Below are 22,881 nucleotides of genomic sequence, written 5' to 3' on the forward strand. Positions count from 1 at the left end.
GGCACCTTCCGTAATTGTTACCCAAGATATAGGTGCGCTGGGTGCGCTTGCTAGCTGGCGAAACCGAAATCACGCAATCCGTCCAGTACGAATTGCGCCGCCAGTGCCGCCAGAAGCATGCCCAAGAGGCGTGTCACCACATTTATGCCGGTCTTGCCAAGGGCAGGGGCCAGCAATCCGCTGGCCAGAAACAACAGGAGGACCACCGTGACAACTGCGATCATCACCCCTATGACCATAAAAAGGCCTTCGGCTCCGGGCTTCTGCCCGGACAACAGGATAACCGTGGCGATGGAACCGGGGCCGGCGATCAATGGAATCGCCAGTGGAAAAACCGAAGGGTCCGGGCTTTCGTCTTCGGCTTGGTCTTCGCGCCTTTTGCTGCGCCGCTCGAACAGCATCTCCAGCGCGGTCAGAAATAACAGAACCCCGCCTGCCACGCGAAAAGCTGCCATCGAGATGCCGACAAAATTCAGAACCGCTTCGCCGAAAGCCGCGAAAACAGACAGGATGATGATCGCGGTCAGACAGGCCCGCACCGCAATCGAACGTCGGCGGGCCGCGTCCAAACCCTGCGTTATGGCCATGAACAGCGGCGCCAGTCCGATCGGATCTATGACAACGAACAGAGTGACATAGGCGGTGATCAGAAAGGCCGTGTCCACGATCATGCCTGGGCTCTCTCAAGCTTTTCAAGAGCGCTCATCCACAGGGCTTCGGCGCGGTCCAGCCCCTCCATCACTTCGGCGTATTTGCGCTGCCAGACTTCGGCCTCGCCCTTCTTGCCATCTTCATACAAACTTGGGTCGGCCAATTTGGCGGCCAGCTTGTCGCGCATCTGGTTCAGTTTCTGCACCCGCTCCTCGCCCTTGCGCGCTTCGGAGCGCAGCGCAAGGATGGCATCGCGCGACGGGCGTTTGGGTTTGGCGGTCCCGGCCCCCGATTTGGAAGCGGGTTTGTCCCGGCTCAAGAGCAGCGTGCGATACGATGGCAGATCACCGTCATAGGGTTTGACGGTTCCGTCGCTGACCAGCCACAGACGGTCGGCCACAAGCGACAGAAGGTGCATGTCGTGGCTGACCAGAATCACCGCGCCGGAATAGGCTGTCAGCGCTTCGACAAGGGCTTCGCGGCTTTCGATATCGAGGTGGTTGGTCGGTTCGTCCAGAATCAGCAGATGCGGCGCGGGCAGGGTAGCCAAGAGCAGCGACAGCCGGGCCTTTTGCCCGCCCGACAGCCGCCCGACTGCGGTATCGGCCTGATCTGCGCCCAGCCCGAACCCGGCCAGCCGCGCGCGCAATTTCGCCTGCCCCTCTGCAGGGCGTTCGCGCAGCAGATGTTGCAGCGGCGTTTCGTCAACCCGCAACTCTTCGACCTGATGCTGGGCAAAGAACCCGATGCGCAGCTTGTTCGAACTGGTCATCTTGCCCGCCAAAGGGGCCAACCGGTCGCTGAGCAGCTTTGCCAGGGTCGATTTGCCCTGGCCGTTCTTGCCCAACAGGGCGATCCGGTCGTCCTGATCGATCCGCAGGTTCAGATTGCGCAGCACGACCGTGTCGCCATAGCCGACCTGGACGCCTTCGGTGGCGATGATGGGGGGCGACAGTTCCTCGGGTTCGGGAAAGGAAAACACCGTGCGCGCCGCGTCTTCGGGCGCGCGGATGGTTTCCATCTTTTCCAGCATCTTGACCCGGCTCTGGGCCTGTTTCGCCTTGCTGGCCTTGGCTTTGAACCGATCGACAAAGGCCTGCAGATGGGCACGCCTTGTATCCTGTTTCTTGGCTGCTGCCGCTTGCACCGCGCGGTTCGCGGCGCGCTGGCGGGCGAACTGGTCGTAGTTGCCAGTGTAATAGATCAGGCCGCGATTCTCGAGATGCAGGATGCCGCCGACCGAGCGGTTTAGCAATTCGCGGTCGTGGCTGATGATGATGACTGTATGCGGATAGCGTACCAGGTAGTTTTCCAGCCACAATGCGCCTTCCAGATCCAGATAATTGGTCGGTTCGTCGAGCAGCAGATAATCGGGCTGTGCAAACAACACCGCCGCCAGAGCAACGCGCATCCGCCAGCCGCCGGAAAAGGCAGAGCACGGCATCAGCTGTTCTTCGGCTTCAAATCCCAGTCCGCGCAGAATGGACGAGGCACGCCCTTCGGCCGACCAGGCGTCGATATCGGCCAGACGGGTCTGGACCTCGGCGATACGGCTCGGGTCGGTGGCGATTTCCGCTTCGGCCAGCAGGGATGCGCGTTCGGTATCGGCGGCCAGAACCGTGTCCAGCAGCGATACTTCGTTGCCGGGCACTTCCTGCGCCACGCCGCCGATGCGCGCGCGGGCGGGCAGGGTAATGCTGCCCCCCTCAAGGTGCAATTCGCCCCGGATCAGTTTGAAAAGGGTGGTCTTGCCAGCCCCGTTGCGCCCGATCAGCCCGACCTTGTGGCCGGTGGGAATGGTGGCGCTGGCGGATTCGAACAGCGGGCGGCCTTCAACGGCATATGTAATATCGGTGATGCGTAACATGGGCAGGGCAATAGTGCAGATTGCGCAAAGCTGAAAGAACCTTTTGAACGGTCTGCGCCATTGATTGGGGGCAGGTGCAGTCGGGGGCCAATTGCGCCCTTTCCTAACCAAAGAGGACATGCTAGGCGCGCGCCATCAGTTACCCGGCTGCCAGAGTGTGCGGCCGATAATCAAGGAGACGCCCAAAATGGCTCTGGAACGCACCTTTTCGATCATCAAACCCGATGCAACCCGTCGCAACCTGACCGGCAAGATCAACGCTAAATTCGAGGACGCCGGCCTGCGCATTGTCGCGCAAAAGCGCATCCACATGACCAAGGCACAGGCTGGCGTGTTCTATTCGGTCCACGCCGAGCGCCCGTTCTATGACGAACTGTGCGAGTTCATGTCGTCCGAGCCGGTGGTCGTCCAGGTTCTGGAAGGCGAAAACGCCATTACCAAGAACCGCGAAATCATGGGCGCGACAAACCCTGCGGATGCCGCACCCGGAACGATCCGCGCTGATTTCGCTGAATCCGTTGGCGAAAACTCGGTTCACGGTTCGGATGCTCCGGAAACCGCAGCGGTCGAAATCGCCTACTTCTTTTCAGGTCTCGAACTCGTCGGCTAAGTGGAATTGTAAAATTCCGGGGCGTTTTTGAGAACGAAAAACGCCTGCGACAGTAGTGCTGTCGTGGCAGGGGCCGCTCCAATTGGCGCGGCCCCTGTTTCCGTGCCGGAGTGCGGTTTTCAGACGCGGCACGATTGACATGTCCCGTCGGGTCGGGAACCTTGCCGCCAAGGGAGAGTGGCGCATGAATACTGCAACGGATGAGCTCGGGGCGGCAGAGATTGGCGGTTTCGATCTGGCAAATCCGCCTCCCGGCTTTGTCGAGGATCCTTTTCCCTTTTACGACGCCCTGTTGCGCAGGGCCCCGGTGCTGCGGCAGCCTGACGGATCGGTCCTGCTGTCGCGACATGGCGATCTGGACCGGGTTTATCGCGATACGACGCTGTTCACGTCTGACAAGAAATCGGTTTTTGCCCCAAAATTCGGATCCGGCAGCCCGTTGTTCGAACATCATACCACGTCGCTGGTGTTCAACGATCCGCCACTGCACACGCGGGTACGACGGATCATGGCATCGGCCCTGACACCGCGTGCAATCGCACGGATGGAACCGGGATTGATTGCCGCCGTGGATGCGTTGCTCGGGTCGGTGGCGTCGCGCCCGCAGTTGGATTTGATCCAGGATTTTGCGGCGCTGATTCCGATTCAGATCATCGGCAACCTTCTGGATGTCCCCGTGGACGAACGTGGCCCGCTGCGCGACTGGTCGCTGGCCATCCTGGGGGCGCTGGAGCCGTCCCTGTCGTCGTCACAGTTGGAGCTCGGGCACCAGGCCGTGACCGAATTCAAGGCATATCTGCAGGATCTTATCGCGCGCCGTCGTGCGCGGCCTGGAGATCCCGAGACCGACGTTTTGACCCGCCTGATCCGGGGCGATGGGGCAGAAGGGCAGTTGAGCGAAATCGAGTTGATCCAGAACTGTATCTTCATTCTCAATGCGGGGCACGAAACCACCACCAACCTGATCGGCAACGGGCTGGCCCTGCTGAACGATCACCCGGATCAAAAGGCGCGCCTGGTGAGGCAGCCCGAGCTGATCGCGTCTGCGATCGAAGAGATCCTGCGGTTTCGGTCGCCCAATCAGCTGGGCAACCGGGAAACCAGCGCCCAAATCGAAATAGGCGGCCATGTCATTGCGCCCGGCACCAATCTGCACCTGATCATCGGAGCGGCCAACCGCGATCCCGCGGTATTCGACGATCCGCAACGGTTTGATATCGGTCGTAAACCAAACCGGCATCTGGCTTTTGCAGGCGGGCCGCATGTGTGTATCGGTCTGACGCTGGCGCGGATGGAGGGTCGCATCGCGATCGGTCGGTTCCTGTCCCGTTTTCCGGCCTTCCGGATCAAGCCGGGGCGGGTCGATGGCGGCCGCATGCGGTTTCGCGGCTATGCAGCGCTGCCGGCGGAATTGGGGTGACCCAAACCCCTGGCACGAACCGGAGACACTCAGAACGTTGGCGGCGTGCAGGCGCTTATGATGACACAATCACACTCGCCGATGTTGCGGAACCGATGCGGCAGTCGGCTGTCGAACAGGTAGCCATCCCAAGGGTTCAACACCCGTGTCTGATCTTCGACCGTGATTTCGATTATTCCCGACACCACCACACCCGCCTCTTCGCCATCGTGGCTGATGGGATCGGGTCCGGTATCCGCACCTGGTGGATAAATCTCGTGCAGCATCTGCAAGGCGTGTCGTGATGCATCGCCAACCTGGCGCAACGACACCCGTGGCGTGCCATTGCCCGGACCGCCATCCTGTGGCGACAGTTCGGTCAGCTCGTCCGCTCCATAGAAATACTTCGCGGTGCTGTTCTCCTCGAATTCCGAAAAGAATTCGGACATGGTAATCGGGATTGCGTCCAGCAGACGTTTGAGCGATGCAACCGAGGGGCTGCTCTTGTTCTGCTCGATCAGCGAGATCGCACCGTTGGTCAGTCCGGCGCGCGCCGCCAGGTCGCGTTGGGTCAGGCCGCGAGTCTCGCGCATGTTCCTGAGTCTGCCGCCGATGTCCACGTCACTCACCTTGGTGTTTATCCGGTGCTTTAAATATTAAACGCAGGATTGAGGTAAAGGTCAATCTTTGTTTGCACTTGAAAACAAAAGATTATTAGTGAGTAAATTCCTGAAATGACAAGGTTTGTGCGCCTTTCTCGATGTTGTTGACAATAATATTGATCCGGATATTATAATTTTCATCAAGATTGCCCTCGAGCCGGAGTGTCCAAATGACCACTTTGACCAACACCAAAAAGACCCCCGCCAAACCCCGTGCACGGCGGACGACAGCCAAGGCCGCAGCCCCCAAGGCGGTTGCCGCCAAAGTCCCGGCTGCAACAGCCGCGCCCGCATCCAGCGCGAGCAATGCGGTCCTGTTGGCGCGCCGCGAAGCTGCGGTTCCGCGCGGTGTCGCTTCGGCTGCGCCGGTGTTTGCCGCACGCGCTGAGAACGCTGAACTGTGGGATGTAGAGGGCAACCGCTATGTCGATTTCGCCGGTGGCATTGCCGTTCTGAATACGGGCCACAGGCACCCCAAGGTAATTGCCGCGGCCAAGGCGCAGGAAGATCTGTATACCCACACCAGCTTCCAGGTTGTTCCCTATGAGCCCTATGTGGCGCTGGCTGAAAAGCTGAACGAGCTTGCGCCGGGTGACTTTGCCAAGAAAACCCTGCTGGTGACCACCGGTGCCGAAGCGGTCGAGAACGCAGTCAAGATTGCCCGTGCCGCCACCGGTCGTTCCGGCATCATCGCTTTTTCGGGTGCTTACCATGGCCGTACCCTTATGACGCTGGGTATGACGGGCAAGGTATCGCCCTACAAAAAGGACGTCGGCCCGTTCCCGTCCGATATCTTCCGCGCCCCGTTCCCGGATGCACGGAACGGTGTGACGGTCGAGGACGCGCTGAAGGGTCTGGAAACGCTGATGCTGACCGACGCCGATCCGGCGCGGATCGCGGCCATCATCATCGAGCCCGTTCTCGGTGAAGGCGGGTATCTTCCGGTTCCGACCGAGATGATGCAGGCTCTGCGTGCGATTTGTGACACCCACGGCATCCTGCTGATCGCGGACGAGATTCAGGCCGGGTTTGGTCGGACCGGCACCTGGTTTGCCATAGAGCATACCGGAGTTGTGCCGGATCTGATCACGGTCGCCAAATCAATGGCGGGCGGTTATCCGATTGCCGGTGTGATCGGGCGTGCCGAGGTGATGGATGCGTTGCAGCCCGGCGGGCTTGGCGGGACCTATGGTGGCAACCCGGTGGCCTGTGCTGCGGCCTTGGCTGCCATCGAGGCAATCGACTCCGAAGGGCTGTTGGCACGGTCGACGGCCTTGGGCGAGAAATTCCGCGCCCGGTTCGCCGAGATCGGCGCTCGTACTGCTCCTTACCGGATGTGGGACATTCGGGGGCAGGGCGCGATGCTGGCGGTCGAATTCGTGACCGATTTCGAAACCGCGATGCCTGATGCCGCCCTGACTAAATCGGTGATCGCGCACGCTTTGAAACGCGGCCTGATCCTGTTGGCCTGCGGCATGCACGGCAATGCCCTGCGGATCATGGTGCCGCTGACGGCGTCCGATGCGATTATCGAAGAAGGGCTCGCTATTTTCGAGGCGGCCCTGGCGGATGCCCTGGCGGGCTGACCGATTGGCACCGGGGGTCTTCTCGGGTGACGATATACATTCAGATGGCGCGGGTCACTCCGCGCCATTTTTGTCATTTTGATCACGATCCTCCCGTTGAGGGGGCAAAACAATTCCTATTCCAATCACCTCCGGATAGAACTGAAAGGGCGGACCGGCCCACCGGTCCATTTCACGGTTTCAGGGAATTCGATCATGTCGCACGTGTTTCACCGTCATTCCAAACTGAACCCGCCCACCGCCGTCGGGGGAGAGGGGTGTTACCTGATCGACAGCACGGGCAAGCGATATCTGGACGGCTCTGGCGGCGCTGCAGTGTCTTGCCTGGGCCATGGGGATGCCCAGATAACGGCGGCCATCAAGGCCCAGATCGACCGCCTGGCTTTTGCCCATACGGGTTTTCTGACGTCGGAACCGGCCGAGGCATTGGCGGACCTGTTGATTGCCAACGCTCCGGGCGAACTGGATCGTGTCTATTTCGTCTCAGGTGGGTCCGAGGCGACCGAAGCGGCGATCAAGCTGGCCCGGCAATATTGGGTTGAAAAGGGTGAGCCGCAGCGCGGCAAGATGATTGCGCGCAAGCAAAGCTATCACGGCAATACCATCGGTGCGCTGTCTGCGGGCGGAAACGAATGGCGCCGGGCCCAGTTCGGCCCGTTGCTGCTGGACATTAGTCATATCGATCCTTGCTACGACTATCGGCTGCGACATGACGGCGAAACCGCAGAGCAGTATGGCCTGCGGGCTGCGAATGCTCTGGAAGATGAAATCCTGCGCCTGGGACCGGAAAATGTAATGGCCTTTATGGCAGAGCCGGTGGTCGGGGCAACCGCCGGGGCGTTGACGCCAGCGCCTGGTTATTTCAAGCGCATCCGTGAAATCTGTGACACATACGGCGTTCTTTTGGTGCTGGACGAGGTGATGTGCGGCATGGGCCGGACGGGCACCTTGTTTGCCTGTGAACAGGACGGGGTTGCACCCGATATTGCCTGTATCGCCAAAGGGCTGGGAGCCGGATATCAGCCGATAGGGGCGATGCTGTGCACAGCCGAAATTCATGACACAATCGCCAATGGCTCCGGATTCTTCCAGCATGGACACACCTATAATGGTCATCCGACTGCAGCTGCTGCCGGGTTGGCTGTGGTCTCCGCAGTTTTGGACCGCAACCTGTTGTCCCGGGTGCGGGAACAGGGCGACAAGCTGCATCAGCGGCTGGTGGACCGGTTCGGCCAGCACCCGCATGTTGGAGATTTGCGCGGCAGAGGGCTGTTCAGGGGGATCGAGCTGGTGGAAAATCGTGAAACCAAGGCCCCGTTCGACCCGTCGCGCGGTGTTGCCGCCAAGATCAAGAAAGCTGCGTTTCAGGCCGGGCTCATTTGTTATCCGATGGCTGGCACGATTGACGGGCGGCGTGGCGATCATATCCTGCTGGCACCGCCCTTCATCATCGAAGATGTGCAGCTGGACGAACTGACAGACAAGCTGGACCGGGCGATCACCTCGGTGATCTGACGGACACAACGGAGAATTCCGACCATGAGATTCATGATTTTTGCCGGAGCGGTGGTTCTGGCCATTCTGTCGTTGATCGGCCTGGCGTTCAGTTGGTGGTTCTTGCTGCCGGTCGCGTTGTTTGGGTACCTTGCGGCTCTTGGCGTTTATGACGTGGTTCAGTCGCGCCATTCGATCCTGCGCAATTATCCGGTGATAGGTCACATGCGGTTTCTGTTCGAGGGCATCCGACCGGAAATCCGGCAATACCTGATCGAAAGCGATCAGGACGAGGAACCGTTTTCGCGCGATGCCCGCTCTATCGTCTACCAGCGCGCCAAGGGGGTCGAAGACAAACGCCCGTTCGGCACCCGCCTGCGTGTTTACGATTCGGGGTACGAATGGTTGACCCATTCGGTTGTCCCCAAGCATATTCAGGATCACGACTTTCGCGTCACCATCGGCGGGCCGGACTGCAAGGTCCCCTACGCCGCCTCGATCTATAATATTTCGGCGATGAGTTTTGGTGCGCTGTCCGCCAACGCCATCCTTGCCTTGAATGCCGGGGCGAAAAAGGGCGGGTTTGCGCACGATACCGGTGAGGGGAGCATCAGCCGCTATCACCGGCAAGGCGGTGGTGATCTGATCTATGAAATCGGCTCTGGCTATTTCGGCTGCCGCTCGGCAGATGGGCGGTTCGACGTCGACAAATTTCGCCAACAGGCCGCCGATCCACAGGTCAAGATGGTCGAACTGAAATTGAGCCAGGGGGCCAAGCCCGGCCATGGTGGATTGTTGCCTGCGGCCAAGATCACACCTGAAATTGCAGAGGCGCGCGGAATACCGATGGGTCACGATTGCGAGTCTCCTGCCGCGCATTCGGAGTTTTCCACCCCGATTGAGATGATGCATTTCATCAAGAAGATGCGCGACAACGCCAGTGGCAAGCCGGTCGGGTTCAAGCTGTGTATCGGCCACCGTCGAGAGTTCATGTGCATGATCAAGGCGATGCTGGAAACCGACATTATCCCCGATTTCATCGTCGTTGATGGTAAAGAAGGCGGCACCGGTGCGGCCCCGCTTGAGTTCGCCAACCGCATGGGCATGCCTTTGGTCGAAGGGCTGACGTTTGCCCATAACGCCCTGCGCGGCGCCGGATTGCGGGATCGGATCAAACTGGGCGCATCAGGCAAATTGGTGACGTCCTTCGATATTGCCAAGGCGCTGGCGCTGGGGGCGGATTGGGTGAATTCGGCGCGCGGGTTCATGTTTGCCGTCGGTTGTATCCAGGCGCAGGCCTGCCACACAAACGCCTGTCCGGTCGGTGTGGCAACACAGGATCCGGTGCGCCAACGGGCGTTGGATCCGGTGCGAAAATCACAGCGTGTATTCAGGTTTCATCAGAATACGATGAAGGCGCTGGCGGAAATGACCGGGGCCGCCGGACTTGCGCATCCGGGCGATTTCCGTCCGCACCACCTGATGACACGCGAAAGCGACCGGGCGATGGTTACCGGGCAGGAGATTTACCCGTATCTGCCTGAAGGTTTCCTGTTACGGGACGAAGAGGATGATTTTGGCTATGCGGTGCGGTGGCGTCGTGCTCGGGCGGAAAGCTTTGCGCCAGTCGACATGTCTTATGTATGATTGGCTTGGAACTGGAGATCACCCATGACTGATTGCCCCACCCTTTCCCCCATTACCGATGATGAATGGCCCGAAGAGTTGGCCGACATGCTGGACGGTTTTGCCGGCGGACTGAACGTTTATCGCACCATGGCACATCACCCGGCGTTGCTACGGGCCTGGGCATCGTTGCGCGATCACGTGGTGAATCGCACCGTTCTGGGCCAGCAGGGATCCGAGGTTGTGATCCTGCGAACCGGCCATCGGCTTGGATCGCGATATGAATGGGCGCAGCACATTCTTCGGGCGCGTAAATGTGGGTTGGCGGATGAGCGGATCGCCAGCATCGCGGAATCGGTCGAGGCCATGTCGCCCGAGGATGCATTGCTGGCACGGGCCGTGGACGAACTCTATGATACAGCGCGCTTGCGGTCGGACACGCGTGCCGCCCTGACCGCTAAATTCGGTATTGAAGGTGTATTCGACGTGATGGCGACGGTGGGATTTTATTCAAGCCTCGGGTTCATCCTGAACACGTTCGACACACCGCTTGACGCGGAGGCGCAGGCCGAGTTGGATGCAGACCCGTTCCCTCGGCGATAGCGGTCAGTCCAGCGGAAAGTGACAGGCTGCGGCATGGGGCGCTCCGTTCAGCGCGGGCCGTTCCGCGCGGCAGATATCCTGGACTTTCCAACAGCGCGGCGCAAACGGACATCCAGGCAGGTTTGCCAGCGGCGAAGGCAACTCGCCCGTCAGTTTGATCCGGTCCTTGGCAGCACCCGGATCGGCGCGCGGTGTCGCTGAAAGAAGCGCCTTGGTATACGGGTGACGGGGGGAGGCAAAGACCTCTTCCTTTGGGCCGGTCTCGACCGCCTGACCCAGATACATGACGATGATGTCATCGCAGACATGGCGCACCACGCTCAGGTCGTGGCTGATGAACAAATAGGCAAGGTTCAGCCGCTCCTGCAGATCGATCAGCAGGTTCAGCACAGCGCTCTGGATCGAAACGTCCAGCGCCGAGACCGGTTCATCCAGCACCAGCACCTTGGGGTCCAGCATCAGGGCGCGGGCGATTGCGATACGCTGACGCTGACCGCCAGAGAACATATGTGGATAGCGGTCGAAATGCTCGGGGCGCAGACCGACCAACCCCAACATTTCGCGCGCCCGCGCCTCGCGGTCGGCCGAGGAAATATCAGGGCGGTTGATGACCAGAGGCTCCATCAGGATGGTACCGACCCGTTGGCGTGGATTGAGCGAGCCATAGGGGTCCTGAAACACGATTTGCACATCGGTGCGCAGCTCGGGCCATGCCGGTTTGATCACCGGTTTTCCATCCAGCGTCAACTCGCCCGAGGTGGGTTCCTCGATCATCGTCACCATGCGTGCGAGGGTGGATTTTCCGCAACCGGATTCTCCGACCACGGCCAGGGTCCTGCCGGCATAGAGGTTGAAATCCACCCGCAGGACGGCGCGCAGCACCTGTGGTTTCGAAAACAGCCCGCCGCCCACTTCGTAATGGCGGGCCAGGGCGGTGGCGATCATCACGGGGGCGGTCATGACGCAATCCTTTCATCGCCATTCAGCGGATAGTGGCAGCGGGCCCGGCCCAAGGTATCGCTTTGCGGCTGTGGCGGTTCGGACTTGCATTTGGCATCGGCAAACTGGCACCGTGGTGAGAATAGGCACCCCTTTGGGCGGTCGAATTGCCCCGGCACGACACCGGGAATGGTGGGCAGGCGCTTTTCTGTGGCCCGTTCCGGCAGAGCGCTGAGCAGCGCGGCGGTATAGGGATGGTGCGGCGTGGCAAACAGATCGGCCACGGGCTGCTCCTCGATTTTCTGGCCGGCGTATTGCACGCTGACCCGTTCCGCGGTCTCCGCCACCACGCCCATATCATGGGTAATCAGCACCAGCCCCATGCCGGTGTCCTTGCGCAAGCTGACCAGAAGGTCCAGAATCTGCGCCTGAATGGTAACATCCAGCGCGGTTGTGGGTTCGTCCGCGATCAATAGCTTGGGGTTGCAGGCGATGGCCATGGCGATCATCACCCGCTGATTCATGCCGCCGGACATCTGATGCGGAAAGGCCGACAGTCGCTTTTCCGGTGCCGGGATGCCGACCTGTTCAAACAGCTCGATGGCGCGGGCATGCCGGGCGGCGCGGTCCAGACCCATGTGGAACCGCAATGCCTCTTTGATCTGCCAGCCGACGGTAAAACAGGGGTTGAGCGAAGACATGGGTTCCTGAAAAATCATTGCCAGATCCTTGCCGACAATCTTGCGCCGGGCGCTGGCGCTGATGGTTTTCAGATCTTGGCCATCAAACATCATCTCGTCTGCGGTGATGGTGGCGGTCCAGGGCAACAGCCCCATCAGTGCCAGCATGGATACGGATTTTCCTGACCCGGATTCTCCAACGATGGCCAGGACATCGCCGGTTTCAACATCGACATCGACCGCGTCCACGGCCCGGAACTTGCCGGATGAGGTGGAGAAATCGACACTCAGGTTGCGGATGCGCAATAAATTCATCGGATCAACTCCGCTTGAGTTTCGGATCAAGGGCGTCGCGCAACCCGTCACCCATCAGGTTGATCGCCAGCACGGTCACCAGGATGGCAAGACCGGGAAATGTCACGACCCACCAGGCCCGCAGGATGAATTCGCGGGCTTCTGCCAGCATCGTGCCCCATTCCGGAGTCGGCGGCTGCGCGCCCATGCCGAGAAAGCCAAGCGCTGCCGCATCCAGAATCGCGGTGGAAAAGGACAGCGCGCCCTGCACGATGATCGGTGCAAGGCAATTGGGCAGCACGGTCACGAACATCAGCCGCAGCAACCCGGCTCCGGCGACACGGGCCGAGGTAACATAGTCCTTTTGTTTCTCGGACAGCACACTGGCTCGGGTCAGGCGTACGTAATGCGGTTGCAGCACAATGGCGATGGCAATCATTGCGTTAGTCAGGCTGGGCCCCAGGATCGCCACCAGCACCAGCGCCAGCAACAGCGACGGAAAGGCCAGAATGACGTCCATGATCCGCATGATGACACTGTCCAGCCACGACGGTGCAAAGCCGGCGATCATGCCGATCAGGATACCGCCCGAGGCGGCAATGGACACGACGATGACCCCGACAAAGAACGAGTACCGCGCGCCAATGATCAGGCGAGACAGCATATCCCGGCCCAGCGGGTCGGTGCCAAGTGGATGGGCCCAACTGCCGCCGGTCTGCCATGCCGGGGGCAACAGGGTGAGTTCACGGAATTGCTCGGCCGGGTCGTAAGGCGCCAGCCAAGGGCCAAGTGCGGCACAGATCACAAAAGCGGCAAAGACCCAAAGGCCAAAGACTGCGCCGCGATTTTCGCGGAAGTAGAACCAGAATTCACGCAGGCGACCGGGGCGTGCGGGTTCTGTGGGGGCGGTTGCGTCAGTCATATCAGCGCTTCCTGATCTTGGGGTTGATAACGCCATAAAGCACGTCAACGGTCAGGTTGACGACCATCACCATGACCGCAATCAACAGCAACCCGCCTTGAACCACCGGGTAGTCACGGCGGAAAATACTGTCGACCATCCATTTTCCGATGCCGGGCCAGCTGAAAATGGTTTCGGTCAGAATTGCCCCCGCCAGAAGCGTGCCGACCGACAAGCCGATCACGGTGATTACAGGGATCAAGGCATTGCGCAGGGCGTGCACGCCATTGATCCGGCCCGGCGACATCCCCTTGGCGCGGGCGGTTCGTATATAGTCCTCGCCCAGAACCTCAAGCATTGCGGATCGGGTCTGTCGCGCGATCACCGCCAGCGGGATGGTGCCCAAAACGATGGTCGGCAACACCAGGTGCCGAACCGCCGACGCAAAGGCACCGCTTTGCCCCGAGGCCAGGCTGTCGATCAACATAAAGCCGGTGGCGTCGGGAAAATAATAAAGCAGATCAATGCGGCCCGACACCGGGGTCCAGCCAAGATTACCCGAGAACACGATGATCAGCAGCAGCGCCCACCAGAAGATCGGCATGGAATACCCCACCAGAGCGGTGCTCATCAACGTGCGATCAAAAAATTTGCCACGGTTCACCGCGGCGATCACCCCGGCCGGCAGGCCCAACAGGACCGCAAACACCATGGCGCAGATCGACAGTTCCAACGTCGCGGGAAACAGGGCAAAGAACTCGTCCCAGACCGGGCGTTTGGTGACAAAGGAATTGCCCAGATCGCCCTGCAACACGCCGGTCAGGTAATCCCAGAATTGCGCGTAGACGGGGCGGTCAAAGCCGAATTGCCGGGTCAGTTCCTGATAGCGTTCCTCGGTCAGCCCGCGTTCGCCGGCCATGACAATGATCGGATCGCCCGGAAGAACGCGGATAAAAGCAAAGGAAATTAACGTGACGCCGATGAACGTGGGGATAAAGGTCAGCAGGCGGGAACCAAGATATTTCAGCATGGCAGGATCGTCAGCTCCTTGGGAAATGAAGTCAGCGTTATGTATCCATCTTCGGTGACCAGAACGTCATCCTCGATTCGGACGCCAAAGTTGCCGATATCGTAGAGACCGGGTTCATTCGTATACACCGTACCGGCGGGCAAAACCATGTGGTTGCCGCGCATGATATAGGGCGCTTCGTGCACGTCACGGCCCAGCCCGTGACCGGTCTTGGTACGAATCCGGTCGCCGTAGGGGGACGCTTCGAGCACGCCTGTCACCGCATCGTCGATCTGATGGGCTGTGACCCCGGCGCGGGTGATATTCAGCCCGCGCAAATTGGCGCGCAGCACCGTGTCATATACCGCCCGACCTTCGTCGCTGGCGTGTCGTAGGAAGACGGTGCGGGTGATGTCCGCAGCAAAGCCGTGTTTGCGCGCACCGAAATCGATCAGCAGCGCATCGCCCGGCTGCACGGCGTATTCCGCGCGGGCATGGGCGTGGGGGCGGGCCGAATTGTCACCGGCAGCGACAATCGGATGAAAGGCCATGTCCTCGGCCCCTTCGTCAAACAAGGCCTGAATCAAACACTGTTCAATGTCTTTCTCGGTCTGTCCAATGCGAACGGCGTCCAGCGTGCGGGCCAAAGCGCGTTCCGAGATCTCTATTGCGGCGCGCATTGCCGAGATGTCATCCGGCGTCTTGATCATCCGAAGGCCGGAAATCGCCGTCTCGCCGTCAACGATGCGCAGATCGGGCTGAGCGGTCTTAAGTGCGTGATGGACAAAAACCCGCATCACCTGACCCTCGACAGCCAGAGATGAAATGCCGAGGTGGTCCATCAGCCCGGAAAAGGCGGTCCCGTACCCATCCTGATCGCGCCAGTCAAACACCGCGCCGTCAAACCCGACCAAATCCCAGCTGCGCAATTCCAGATTGGGGACCAGGGCAGCGGCCGGCCCTCTTGCCGGGATCACGAGGAGAAACGGGCGTTCGTGGCTCATGAAACTGTGGTTCAGGGCACGGGTGAAATTTGGCCCCGGCACCAGAGCCACGGCACCGACATCAAGATTGCGGGCGACAGTGGCGTATTGGGACAGGCGGTCGGAAACGGAATGGCGCACGTGGCTGGATCTTTCGCTGCGTGACAGAAACGGGGCGGCGCATCCTGCGCCGCCCCGATGGTATTACTTCAGGCCAACGGCGTTGAAGATGTGGCCGCCCAGCGGGTGTACGACATAGTTGTCGACCTCGGGCCGCATGGTCATGTAGACAACCGAATGCGCGATGGTTGCCCAAGGCGCCTGTTCCTTGAAGATCGCCTGCGCCTCTTCATACAGCGGCTGACGTTCGGCCTGTGTCGGCAGAACCTTGGCCTTCTGGATCAGCTCCTCGAAAGGTTCATAACACCACTGTGCGCGATTTGAGTTTTCGCGCCCGTCACAGCCCAACAGCACGGCCAGGAAGTTGTCCGGATCGCCATTGTCGCCGGTCCAGCCCAGCAGCACGGCGCCGTCACGGTCCATCTCACGCGAACGCGAAAGGTACTCGCCCCATTCATACGACACGATTTCCACGTTGACGCCGATCTTGGCAAAATCTGCCTGCATCAGCTCGGCCATGCGTCGCGCATTGGGGTTGTAAGGACGCTGAACCGGCATCGCCCAGATCTTGAGGTTCAGATCGCTGACGCCTTCGGCCTCAAGCATTGCTTTGGCGGCCTCGGGATCATAGACATCGTCCTCGATCGCGTCGTTATAGGACCACATGGTCGGCGGGATCGGGTTCTTGGCAATCTGACCGGCCCCCTGGAACACCACATCGATGATCGCCTGCTTGTCGATCGCCATGTTCAGGGCTTTGCGCACCTTGGGATTGTCATAGGGCGCTACCGTGGTGTTGTAGGCCAGATATCCCACATTCAGACCTTCCTGCTCCATCACGACGATGTCCTCATTGGACTGCATGTCGGCAACGTCGGCCGGGTTCGGATAGGCCATGATGTGACACTCGCCCGCCTGAACCTTTTGATAGCGTACGCTCGCATCCGGCGTGATGGCAAAGATCAGCGTTTCGACCCGGGCGGGCTCACCCCAATAGGCGTCGTTGCGCAGATAGCGGATCACGGCGTCTTTCTGATAAGCTTGGAAGGTGAATGGGCCGGTGCCGATCGGGGCCTGGTTCAGCATCTCGGGCGTACCGGCGTCCAGCATCGCCTGACCGTATTCCGCCGAAACGATACTGGCGAAATCCATCGCCATATTGGCGACGAACGGGGCTTCTGGGCGGTTCAGGTGGAAGCGGACCGTCAGATCGTCGACCTTTTCGATGCTCTTGACCAGATCGGGCATCGACATGCCGCCATAATATTCCCAGGTGCCGCCCGAGACCTTGTTGTATGGGTGATCCGGGTTGCCCTGGCGATCAAAGGAAAAGATCACGTCGTCGGCGTTGAAGTCCCGCGTAGGGGTAAAGTTCTGGTTGCTGTGAAACTTGACCCCGGCGCGTAGCTTGAAAGTCACGGTCAGGCCGTCATCGGAAACTTCCCAGCTTTCGGCGAGACCCGGCAGGACTTCGGTCGTGCCGACCTTGAATTCGGTAAGGTGGTCATAGAGTGGATGGCTGGAGGCATCGAAAGTCGTGCCGGCCGTATAGAGGGCCGGATCAAAACCTTCGGGCGAGCCTTCCGAGCAATAGACCAGAGCCTGCGCCGAGGCGGACCCGGCGCAAAGCGCCAGCGCCGCTGCCCCGGCTGCAATATAAGACTTAAACGTCATTGTGTTCTCCCAAGTTAGTCCGTCATTTTGGATGACGTATCATTTTGCGAAGCACCCCCCCTATCGTGGAGGCGCAACGCATGGGATACACAGTGGCATCGAATGGGGTCGGAGAAAAGGGTAGACCTGAAGAGCGGTGGGCGGACGGGGTGTTCGCCGGGTTTTCAGGATGCTCCCGGCTGGACAATTATTGCATAGAGGGCCGACTGTTCCGCAGGAAGGGAACATCTTTGTTGGATATACCAGTTTTGAGCATTGTCTCGGCCCCCGATGCGGTCGCAAAAATTCCTACCGTTGAGGGGCACGGTGCTAGGCAAGGCTGAGCTGAGCAAGGCTGACCGCCAGTCCGGACAGCCAGACTTGCGCCCGCGATTCCAGTGGCACCGGCAGGCGGCTTCCAGCGCAATTGCGGCAGAGCGGAGTTGTGAACAAGATCGCGGCTCGATTTCCGCGCAATCTTGTGGGTTGGTCAGGACACCATGGACAGGCTGAAGCTCGCCCCATCGGCGTGATCCATAAGCACGATGTCGTCTTCGGTCAGTGGAGAAACGCTGTGGACCATGGCGATTTCCTTGCCGTCAACAAAAACGTGACTCAGCCCAGGTGTTTGGGTGTCAGCTACGATATCGATTTCTGGGTCCGGATTATCTTCCAGATCGTAAACCATCAGCAACTGGTCTTTGCCGTTCTCGAAATCCATCAACTCGGCAGCTTCACCATCGGCGATCCAATCGCCCAGAACGATATCATCCTCGCCGTCGCCGGACGTGACGACATCGCCTTCGCCTGCCAGGATGGTATCGTCCCCCGTTCCGCCGTTCAGAAAGTCCTGGTTTGCGTCCGCGTGCGCATCGGGAACTCCGAGTTCATCTTCCGTTTCGATGCCAGAGATCAGGTCATCGCCTGCACCGCCGAACAGGACATCCTGGCCCGCACCTCCAGTCAGTACGTCATCGCCCAGTCCGCCATGCAGCGCATCGTTGCCATCCTCTCCTTGGAGGGTGTCGTCACCATCGCCGCCATACATTTCGTCATCACCATCGCCGCCCAACAACAGATCGTCGTCATTGTGGCCGAACATCATGTCGTCACCGGTGTCGCCGCTGAGCATGTCGGCACCGTCTTCGCCGTGCAGCGGGTCGTCGCCGGCGGATCCAGAGAGTTTATCCTGACCTTCGCTGCCATGCAGATCGTCATTGCCGTCGCCGCCCGAAATAACGTCATCTCCACCGTAGCCGTTGATCTGGTCGTTGCCGGTCCCGCCCAGGATCTGGTCGTTGGTGTCTGTCCCCGACAAGATCTGATCTGCCCCGTCGGTCGCGAAGTCCATCGGCGTGGTTTTGTTGGTCGCGGAGTCGGGCAACGCCTCGTCCATCTGGTCTTCGGCCTCATCGCTCTCGTCCGGCTCTGCGGAAAAACCGGCGGATAGCGCAACGCCTCCGACGGCGATCAGCCCCAACATACTCGCCAAAAACAACATGTCATCGCTCCACGCAATTGGCATTTGCCCGGCCACGATTAGGCCATGTTCAGCGGGCTTTCGTCAAAGCGATACGTTGCAGCAGGTTAACAAAAACTGAAGTTGCTACCCCGGAGGGGGGCAAACCAGCCAATGCTTCTGTTTTGCAACGTTTTCAACGGTATCTCTGTGCGCGTGGGGGTGCAATTTGGAAACAATTCTTCTTGATGCGACGCAATTGTTGAAAACTTTGCGCAGTTTGATACCTCCCCGATCGAGAAACATCTGGCCTGTATCCGGCTGTGATCGAGAGAGAGGCGCAGATGCGGCAGCATTGGTCGGCGAGCGAATTTTCCGTTCGACCCGCTGGGCTTCCCTGATAGACAGGCGCCAAGATTGAAAACAGGGAGTCCACAGATGATCTCAATTCGTAAACCCTTCATTGCAACCCTGGCCGCTGCCGTGCTTGCGACACCCTTGCTGGCGGAAACGCGGGTCACGTACAAGTCGGCCAAGACCGGGTCCTCTTATTACCAGATGGGCGTTCAAATTGCCGAAGCCATGAAGGCCGGGACCGAAGGCTCCATCATCGTTACGGTCGAGGAAAGCCAGGGCTCGGTGCAAAACGTGATGGAAGTGCGTGCGCGGGGCGGCGATTATGTCTTTACCTCCCCGCCGGCGCTGATCGGATTGGCGCAGGGTGGCACCGCAATGTTCGACGGCAAGGGCGATCCGGCCTTTGACGAGATCCGGGCCTTGTTCCCGATCCCGTCTTTGACCATGCATTTTGTCATGTCGGATGCGTCGGGCATCACTGATTTCACTGCAATGGAAAACAAGACCATCCTGCTGGGAAAAGGCTCGTTCGGCGCGCGCGAAGGCGAAAAATACCTTGGTCTGTTCGGGCTGGACGGCAAGATCAAGATCGCCGATGTCGAGCTTTCAGGGGCCGTGCCCGCACTGAAGAACGGCCAGATCGACGGTTTCGTCACCGCCGGATCCTGGCCCGCGCCCAACGTGATCGAGGCTGCCGCCTCGACCGGCGTGACGGTGCTGTCGTTGACTGACGAGCAGATTGCGGTCACCAAAAGGGCGCGGCTGGTAATTCCGGCAGGCACCTATGCGGGGCAGGATACCGATATTGTCACCACCTCGTTGCCGGTGGCGGCATTCACAACCACCAAGATGGATGACGATACGGCGTATGAGCTGACCCGGACGTTCTGGGAGGGCAAGAGCGACATGGGGGCCGGAGCGGCGTGGTGGAATGGTGTCGATCCGGCGCTGTTGGCCAATGTCACGACCCGCTTTCATCCTGGTGCGCAGCGCTACTATGCCGAGGCCGGGATCGAACTGGCCGACGCACAAAAATAACCCCGTCAGCAGACGAGTGATCGGGCCGGGCGGCTTGCAGCCCGGCCTTTCTTTGAAAAGAGCCAGGCGTCATGAACGATACATCAAAATTCCTGCGCCTGTTCTGGCTTGTGCTGGCCACAGCGATGGTGACCTTTCATCTCGGTCTGATTTTCTGGGGGCTGGTGCCCAATCTGGTGAGCCGTCCGCTGCATCTGGCCTTTGTGTTGCCATGGGTCTTTGTCTTTGATGCCAAATCGCCGGCTCAGCGCGCTTCGGGGGTGGTGCTGGCGGGGCTGGGCGTGGCGGCATCGCTGTGGATCGCAGTCGATCACAACGCTTTGGGTGACCAATACGGGTTCCTGGAAAACGGATTTCAGATCGCGGTCGCGATTATTCTGTTGGTCTGCGTCGTCGAGGCCGCACGCCGCGCGATTGGTTGGCCGCTGCCATTGGTGGCCATCGTGGCCCTGGCCTATGCCATGTTGGGGCAGTATATACCCGGCGAATTTGGCCATTCCGGCACGCCGTTAAAGAGCTTTCTGGGCACCATGACCATCGCCGAGGGTGGGATCTGGGGCAGCCTGACGGCGGTGTCGGTCGGGGTCGTGTCGATCTTTGTCATCTTTGGCGCGGTCTTGAATGCGGGCGAAGCCGGGCAGGGGTTCATGAACGTTGCCGCCGCTGCCGCCGGGCATCTGAAAGGCGGTGCGGCCAAGGTTTCGGTGATTTCTTCGGCCCTGTTCGGATCGATTTCCGGATCGGCCTCGGCCAATGTCGCATCGACGGGCGCGATTACGCTGCCGGCGATGACACGGCTGGGTTATCCGAAACGGCTGGCGGCGGCGGTCGAGGCGGTGGCGTCCTCGGGGGGGCAGATCATGCCGCCCTTGATGGGGGCCGGCGCCTTTGTCATGGTCGAACTCACCGGTGTTCCTTACACCGGCATCATGGCGGCAGCGATCCTGCCTGCAGTGTTGTATTTCTTTGCTGTCTGGGTCGGGATCGACGCCTATGCGCGCCGTGTCGAACTGCGTGGTATCGATCATGCAGATCGGCCGAACCGCCGCGATGTGCTGATCACATCCGGATTTTTCGCGATACCGTTTGGCATCCTGTTATGGGGAATGTTCGGGGCTGGATTCACGCCGCAATACGCGGCGTGTCTGGCGATTCTGGCCGGGGCGGTGTTGCTGTTCTTTAACCGACGTGGGCGGCTGGATCGCGCGCAGATTGCCGAACGTCTTTCGCTGGCTTTGCTGACAGCTGCGCGGCAAATCGCGATGATCGCCTCGATCATCTTTTGTGCTTCGATCATCATCGGCGTTCTGGCGGTGACTGGCCTGGGGGTCAAGATCACGTCGCTGATCCTGTCCGCCTCGGGGGGGATGCTGTGGCCTTCGCTGGTGCTGACGGCGGTGGCCTGCCTGGTGTTGGGTATGGAGGTGCCAACCACGGCGGCCTATGTCATCTGCGTTTCGGTTGCCGGACCGGCACTGATTGACCAGGGGCTGGACCCGTTGCAGGCGCATCTGTTCGTGTTCTGGTTCGCCCTGCTGTCCACCATTACGCCGCCGGTCTGTGGCGCGGTCTTTATCGCCGCGGGGATGATCGGCGAAAATTGGATCAAGGTGGCGCTGACAGCTATGGCGCTGGGGGTCGGGTTGTATGTCATTCCGCTGGGGATGATCGCAAACCCGGATCTTCTGCGGCTGACCGAAGCGACGGGGCCGGCTCTGTTGGCCTTTTTACGGATGGCTTTGGGCCTATGGATCATCAGCCACGGGTTGATTGCACTGCGCAGTCCCGTGCCGCGCGTGCTGGTCCCGGTTCTGGGACTGGGCGTGGCGTTTTCCGGGCTGGTCTTTTGAGATCCGGGCCCACCTGGCAGGATTTCTGACGGAAAGGCTTGTGATCCTGCACTTGTTCAATAAGCTGCCCAGACAACATTCGATCGGGGAGGATCACCAATATGTTCACCAAACATCTCTTTGCCGGTGCGGCGCTGGCTTTGGGCCTGGCGTCGTCTCAGGCAATGGCCGCCGACACCACCATGCGGATTTCGTTGCAATTGCCCCTGAAAAGCCACCTGGGACAGAACCTGGTGTTGTTCAAGGAAGAAGTAGAGAAGATTTCGGACGGCACCATCGAGGTCGAAATTTATGATTCCGCGCAGTTGTACAAGGACAAGGAAGTGCCCGCCGCCGTCGGATCCGGTGCGATCGAGGCAGGCGTGGCGTCGTTGACCCGCTATGTCGGCGATATCCCCGCAGTTGACGTGTTCTATCTGCCGTTCCTGTTGAACACAGAGGACAAGGTGCGTGCGGCTGTTGCAGCGGGTTCGCCGGTGCGCGGCCCGATCGACGAGGCGATCAAGGATACCGGCAGCACGGTGTTGTGGTGGCAGGCCTATGGCGGCGCGATTATGCTGACCAAGGAAGAGCCGCTGAAATCGCCCGCAGACATGGCGGGTAAGAAGGTGCGGGTGTTCGGCAAGACGCTGGGTGACTTCGTCTCCGCAACCGGCGGTGCGCCGACGCTGATTTCGGGATCAGAGCAATACCTGGCCTATCAGCGTGGTACGGTGGATGTGGGCATGACCGGTATATCGGGCGTCAAATCCCGCAAGTTGTGGGAGGTAATGGATACGATCACCGTCACCAATCACGCCGATATCGAGTTCATCGTGGTGGTGAATACGGACTGGTGGAACGGTCTGCCCGCCGAACATCGCGACATGATCACCCAGGCGGCGCTGATCGCCGAGGCCGATGTGCGTGACCGCATGAGCCAGATTGAATCCGATGCCTATGCCGCAGCCCAGGAAAACGGCATGTCCCTATACATACCGACCGAGGCCGACATCGAGGCATGGAGAGCTGCATCTACATCGGTCTATGATGATTATCGTGCCAAGTCGGGCGATCTGGGCGCTGCTGTTCTGAACGCGGCCGAGGGGCTGTGAACGGGC

19 protein-coding genes are annotated in these 22,881 nt (G+C 60.1%); 9 read left to right on the forward strand and 10 right to left on the reverse strand.

All coding sequences use genetic code 11. From position 1 onward, the window contains the following. Positions 1-50 precede the first annotated feature (50 nt). Positions 51-668 carry a MarC family protein gene (locus NANH_RS0103830; RefSeq protein ID WP_027260835.1) on the reverse strand — a complete coding sequence of 206 codons (618 nt, stop codon included), beginning with the start codon at positions 666-668 and terminating at the stop codon, positions 51-53. Further along, positions 668-2,518 (reverse strand): ABC-F family ATP-binding cassette domain-containing protein, encoded by a 1,851-nt coding sequence (locus NANH_RS0103835; protein WP_027260836.1) that lies wholly within the window; start codon positions 2,516-2,518, stop codon positions 668-670. The genes NANH_RS0103830 and NANH_RS0103835 overlap by 1 nt, the downstream gene beginning before the upstream one ends. A 187-nt stretch (positions 2,519-2,705) precedes the next feature. Between NANH_RS0103835 and ndk the strand changes: the two genes are divergently transcribed. Further along, positions 2,706-3,128: a nucleoside-diphosphate kinase gene (ndk, locus tag NANH_RS0103840; protein WP_027260837.1), complete on the forward strand. Its 423-nt coding sequence runs from the start codon at positions 2,706-2,708 to the stop codon at positions 3,126-3,128. A 184-nt stretch (positions 3,129-3,312) separates the two neighbouring features. Next, positions 3,313-4,548, forward strand: coding sequence for a cytochrome P450 (locus tag NANH_RS0103845; RefSeq protein WP_051372225.1), 1,236 nt, complete (start codon positions 3,313-3,315; stop codon positions 4,546-4,548). A 29-nt stretch (positions 4,549-4,577) separates the two neighbouring features. Here NANH_RS0103845 and NANH_RS0103850 read toward each other — a convergent pair whose 3' ends face one another. Further along, positions 4,578-5,147, reverse strand: coding sequence for a cupin domain-containing protein (locus NANH_RS0103850; RefSeq protein WP_027260839.1), 570 nt, complete (start codon positions 5,145-5,147; stop codon positions 4,578-4,580). Positions 5,148-5,359: 212 nt separating this feature from the next. On the opposite strand from NANH_RS0103850, the gene gabT reads away from it, so the two are divergent. The 4 genes from gabT (at position 5,360) to NANH_RS0103870 (ending at position 10,498) form a co-directional block, all read left to right on the forward strand. Continuing rightward, complete coding sequence (gabT, locus tag NANH_RS0103855; RefSeq protein ID WP_081710416.1) at positions 5,360-6,775, forward strand: 4-aminobutyrate--2-oxoglutarate transaminase; 1,416 nt, start codon at positions 5,360-5,362, stop codon at positions 6,773-6,775. 195 nt (positions 6,776-6,970) lie between these two features. Next, positions 6,971-8,290, forward strand: coding sequence for an aspartate aminotransferase family protein (locus NANH_RS0103860; RefSeq protein ID WP_027260841.1), 1,320 nt, complete (start codon positions 6,971-6,973; stop codon positions 8,288-8,290). 24 nt (positions 8,291-8,314) lie between these two features. Continuing rightward, on the forward strand, positions 8,315-9,916 hold the full coding sequence (locus tag NANH_RS0103865) for an FMN-binding glutamate synthase family protein (RefSeq protein ID WP_036049380.1): 1,602 nt from the start codon (positions 8,315-8,317) through the stop codon (positions 9,914-9,916). Between the two features lie 24 nt (positions 9,917-9,940). Further along, on the forward strand, positions 9,941-10,498 hold the full coding sequence (locus tag NANH_RS0103870) for a carboxymuconolactone decarboxylase family protein (RefSeq protein ID WP_027260843.1): 558 nt from the start codon (positions 9,941-9,943) through the stop codon (positions 10,496-10,498). 3 nt (positions 10,499-10,501) lie between these two features. Here the strand turns inward: NANH_RS0103870 and NANH_RS0103875 are convergent, their stop codons facing one another. The 7 genes from NANH_RS0103875 to NANH_RS0103905 form a co-directional block, all read right to left on the reverse strand. Next, positions 10,502-11,458, reverse strand: coding sequence for an ABC transporter ATP-binding protein (locus tag NANH_RS0103875; protein ID WP_027260844.1), 957 nt, complete (start codon positions 11,456-11,458; stop codon positions 10,502-10,504). Further along, a complete protein-coding gene (locus NANH_RS0103880) occupies positions 11,455-12,432 on the reverse strand; it encodes an ABC transporter ATP-binding protein (RefSeq protein WP_027260845.1) in 978 nt (325 codons plus the stop codon). Before NANH_RS0103880 ends, NANH_RS0103875 begins: the two co-directional genes overlap by 4 nt. Positions 12,433-12,436: 4 nt before the next feature. Further along, entirely contained in the window at positions 12,437-13,333 is an 897-nt protein-coding gene (locus tag NANH_RS0103885) for an ABC transporter permease subunit (protein ID WP_027260846.1), read from the reverse strand. Position 13,334: 1 nt separating this feature from the next. After that, on the reverse strand, positions 13,335-14,342 hold the full coding sequence (locus tag NANH_RS0103890; RefSeq protein WP_027260847.1) for an ABC transporter permease subunit: 1,008 nt from the start codon (positions 14,340-14,342) through the stop codon (positions 13,335-13,337). After that, positions 14,336-15,445 carry a M24 family metallopeptidase gene (locus NANH_RS0103895; RefSeq protein WP_051372226.1) on the reverse strand — a complete coding sequence of 370 codons (1,110 nt, stop codon included), beginning with the start codon at positions 15,443-15,445 and terminating at the stop codon, positions 14,336-14,338. Before NANH_RS0103895 ends, NANH_RS0103890 begins: the two co-directional genes overlap by 7 nt. 63 nt (positions 15,446-15,508) lie before the next feature. Next, positions 15,509-17,098, reverse strand: a complete 1,590-nt coding sequence (locus NANH_RS0103900; protein ID WP_027260849.1) for an ABC transporter substrate-binding protein — start codon at positions 17,096-17,098, stop codon at positions 15,509-15,511. 469 nt (positions 17,099-17,567) lie between these two features. Continuing rightward, the gene (locus NANH_RS0103905) at positions 17,568-18,578 is read right to left on the reverse strand and encodes a calcium-binding protein (protein WP_027260850.1); all 1,011 of its coding nucleotides are present in this window, start codon (positions 18,576-18,578) and stop codon (positions 17,568-17,570) included. 396 nt (positions 18,579-18,974) lie between these two features. On the opposite strand from NANH_RS0103905, the gene NANH_RS0103910 reads away from it, so the two are divergent. The 3 genes from NANH_RS0103910 (at position 18,975) to NANH_RS0103920 (ending at position 22,875) form a co-directional block, all read left to right on the forward strand. After that, the gene (locus NANH_RS0103910; protein WP_027260851.1) at positions 18,975-19,931 is read left to right on the forward strand and encodes a TAXI family TRAP transporter solute-binding subunit; all 957 of its coding nucleotides are present in this window, start codon (positions 18,975-18,977) and stop codon (positions 19,929-19,931) included. A 71-nt stretch (positions 19,932-20,002) separates the two neighbouring features. Further along, positions 20,003-21,781, forward strand: a complete 1,779-nt coding sequence (locus tag NANH_RS25385) for a TRAP transporter permease (RefSeq protein WP_036049385.1) — start codon at positions 20,003-20,005, stop codon at positions 21,779-21,781. 101 nt (positions 21,782-21,882) lie between these two features. Then, positions 21,883-22,875: a TRAP transporter substrate-binding protein gene (locus NANH_RS0103920; protein ID WP_027260852.1), complete on the forward strand. Its 993-nt coding sequence runs from the start codon at positions 21,883-21,885 to the stop codon at positions 22,873-22,875. Positions 22,876-22,881 lie beyond the last annotated feature (6 nt).

Origin of the sequence: Sedimentitalea nanhaiensis DSM 24252 (genome assembly GCF_000473225.1) — a bacterium.
Taxonomy (GTDB): domain Bacteria; phylum Pseudomonadota; class Alphaproteobacteria; order Rhodobacterales; family Rhodobacteraceae; genus Sedimentitalea; species Sedimentitalea nanhaiensis.

Coding starts and splice junctions, on each gene's coding strand:
- NANH_RS0103845 (WP_051372225.1), top strand. CDS start 3,313: ATGAATACTGCAACGGATGAGCTCGGGGCGGCAGAGATTGGCGGTTTC.
- gabT (WP_081710416.1), top strand. CDS start 5,360: ATGACCACTTTGACCAACACCAAAAAGACCCCCGCCAAACCCCGTGCA.
- NANH_RS0103860 (WP_027260841.1), top strand. CDS start 6,971: ATGTCGCACGTGTTTCACCGTCATTCCAAACTGAACCCGCCCACCGCC.
- NANH_RS0103885 (WP_027260846.1), bottom strand. CDS start 13,333: ATGACTGACGCAACCGCCCCCACAGAACCCGCACGCCCCGGTCGCCTG.
- NANH_RS25385 (WP_036049385.1), top strand. CDS start 20,003: ATGAACGATACATCAAAATTCCTGCGCCTGTTCTGGCTTGTGCTGGCC.
- NANH_RS0103910 (WP_027260851.1), top strand. CDS start 18,975: ATGATCTCAATTCGTAAACCCTTCATTGCAACCCTGGCCGCTGCCGTG.
- NANH_RS0103900 (WP_027260849.1), bottom strand. CDS start 17,098: ATGACGTTTAAGTCTTATATTGCAGCCGGGGCAGCGGCGCTGGCGCTT.
- NANH_RS0103880 (WP_027260845.1), bottom strand. CDS start 12,432: ATGAATTTATTGCGCATCCGCAACCTGAGTGTCGATTTCTCCACCTCA.
- NANH_RS0103875 (WP_027260844.1), bottom strand. CDS start 11,458: ATGACCGCCCCCGTGATGATCGCCACCGCCCTGGCCCGCCATTACGAA.
- ndk (WP_027260837.1), top strand. CDS start 2,706: ATGGCTCTGGAACGCACCTTTTCGATCATCAAACCCGATGCAACCCGT.
- NANH_RS0103905 (WP_027260850.1), bottom strand. CDS start 18,578: ATGTTGTTTTTGGCGAGTATGTTGGGGCTGATCGCCGTCGGAGGCGTT.
- NANH_RS0103890 (WP_027260847.1), bottom strand. CDS start 14,342: ATGCTGAAATATCTTGGTTCCCGCCTGCTGACCTTTATCCCCACGTTC.
- NANH_RS0103835 (WP_027260836.1), bottom strand. CDS start 2,518: ATGTTACGCATCACCGATATTACATATGCCGTTGAAGGCCGCCCGCTG.
- NANH_RS0103920 (WP_027260852.1), top strand. CDS start 21,883: ATGTTCACCAAACATCTCTTTGCCGGTGCGGCGCTGGCTTTGGGCCTG.
- NANH_RS0103865 (WP_036049380.1), top strand. CDS start 8,315: ATGAGATTCATGATTTTTGCCGGAGCGGTGGTTCTGGCCATTCTGTCG.
- NANH_RS0103870 (WP_027260843.1), top strand. CDS start 9,941: ATGACTGATTGCCCCACCCTTTCCCCCATTACCGATGATGAATGGCCC.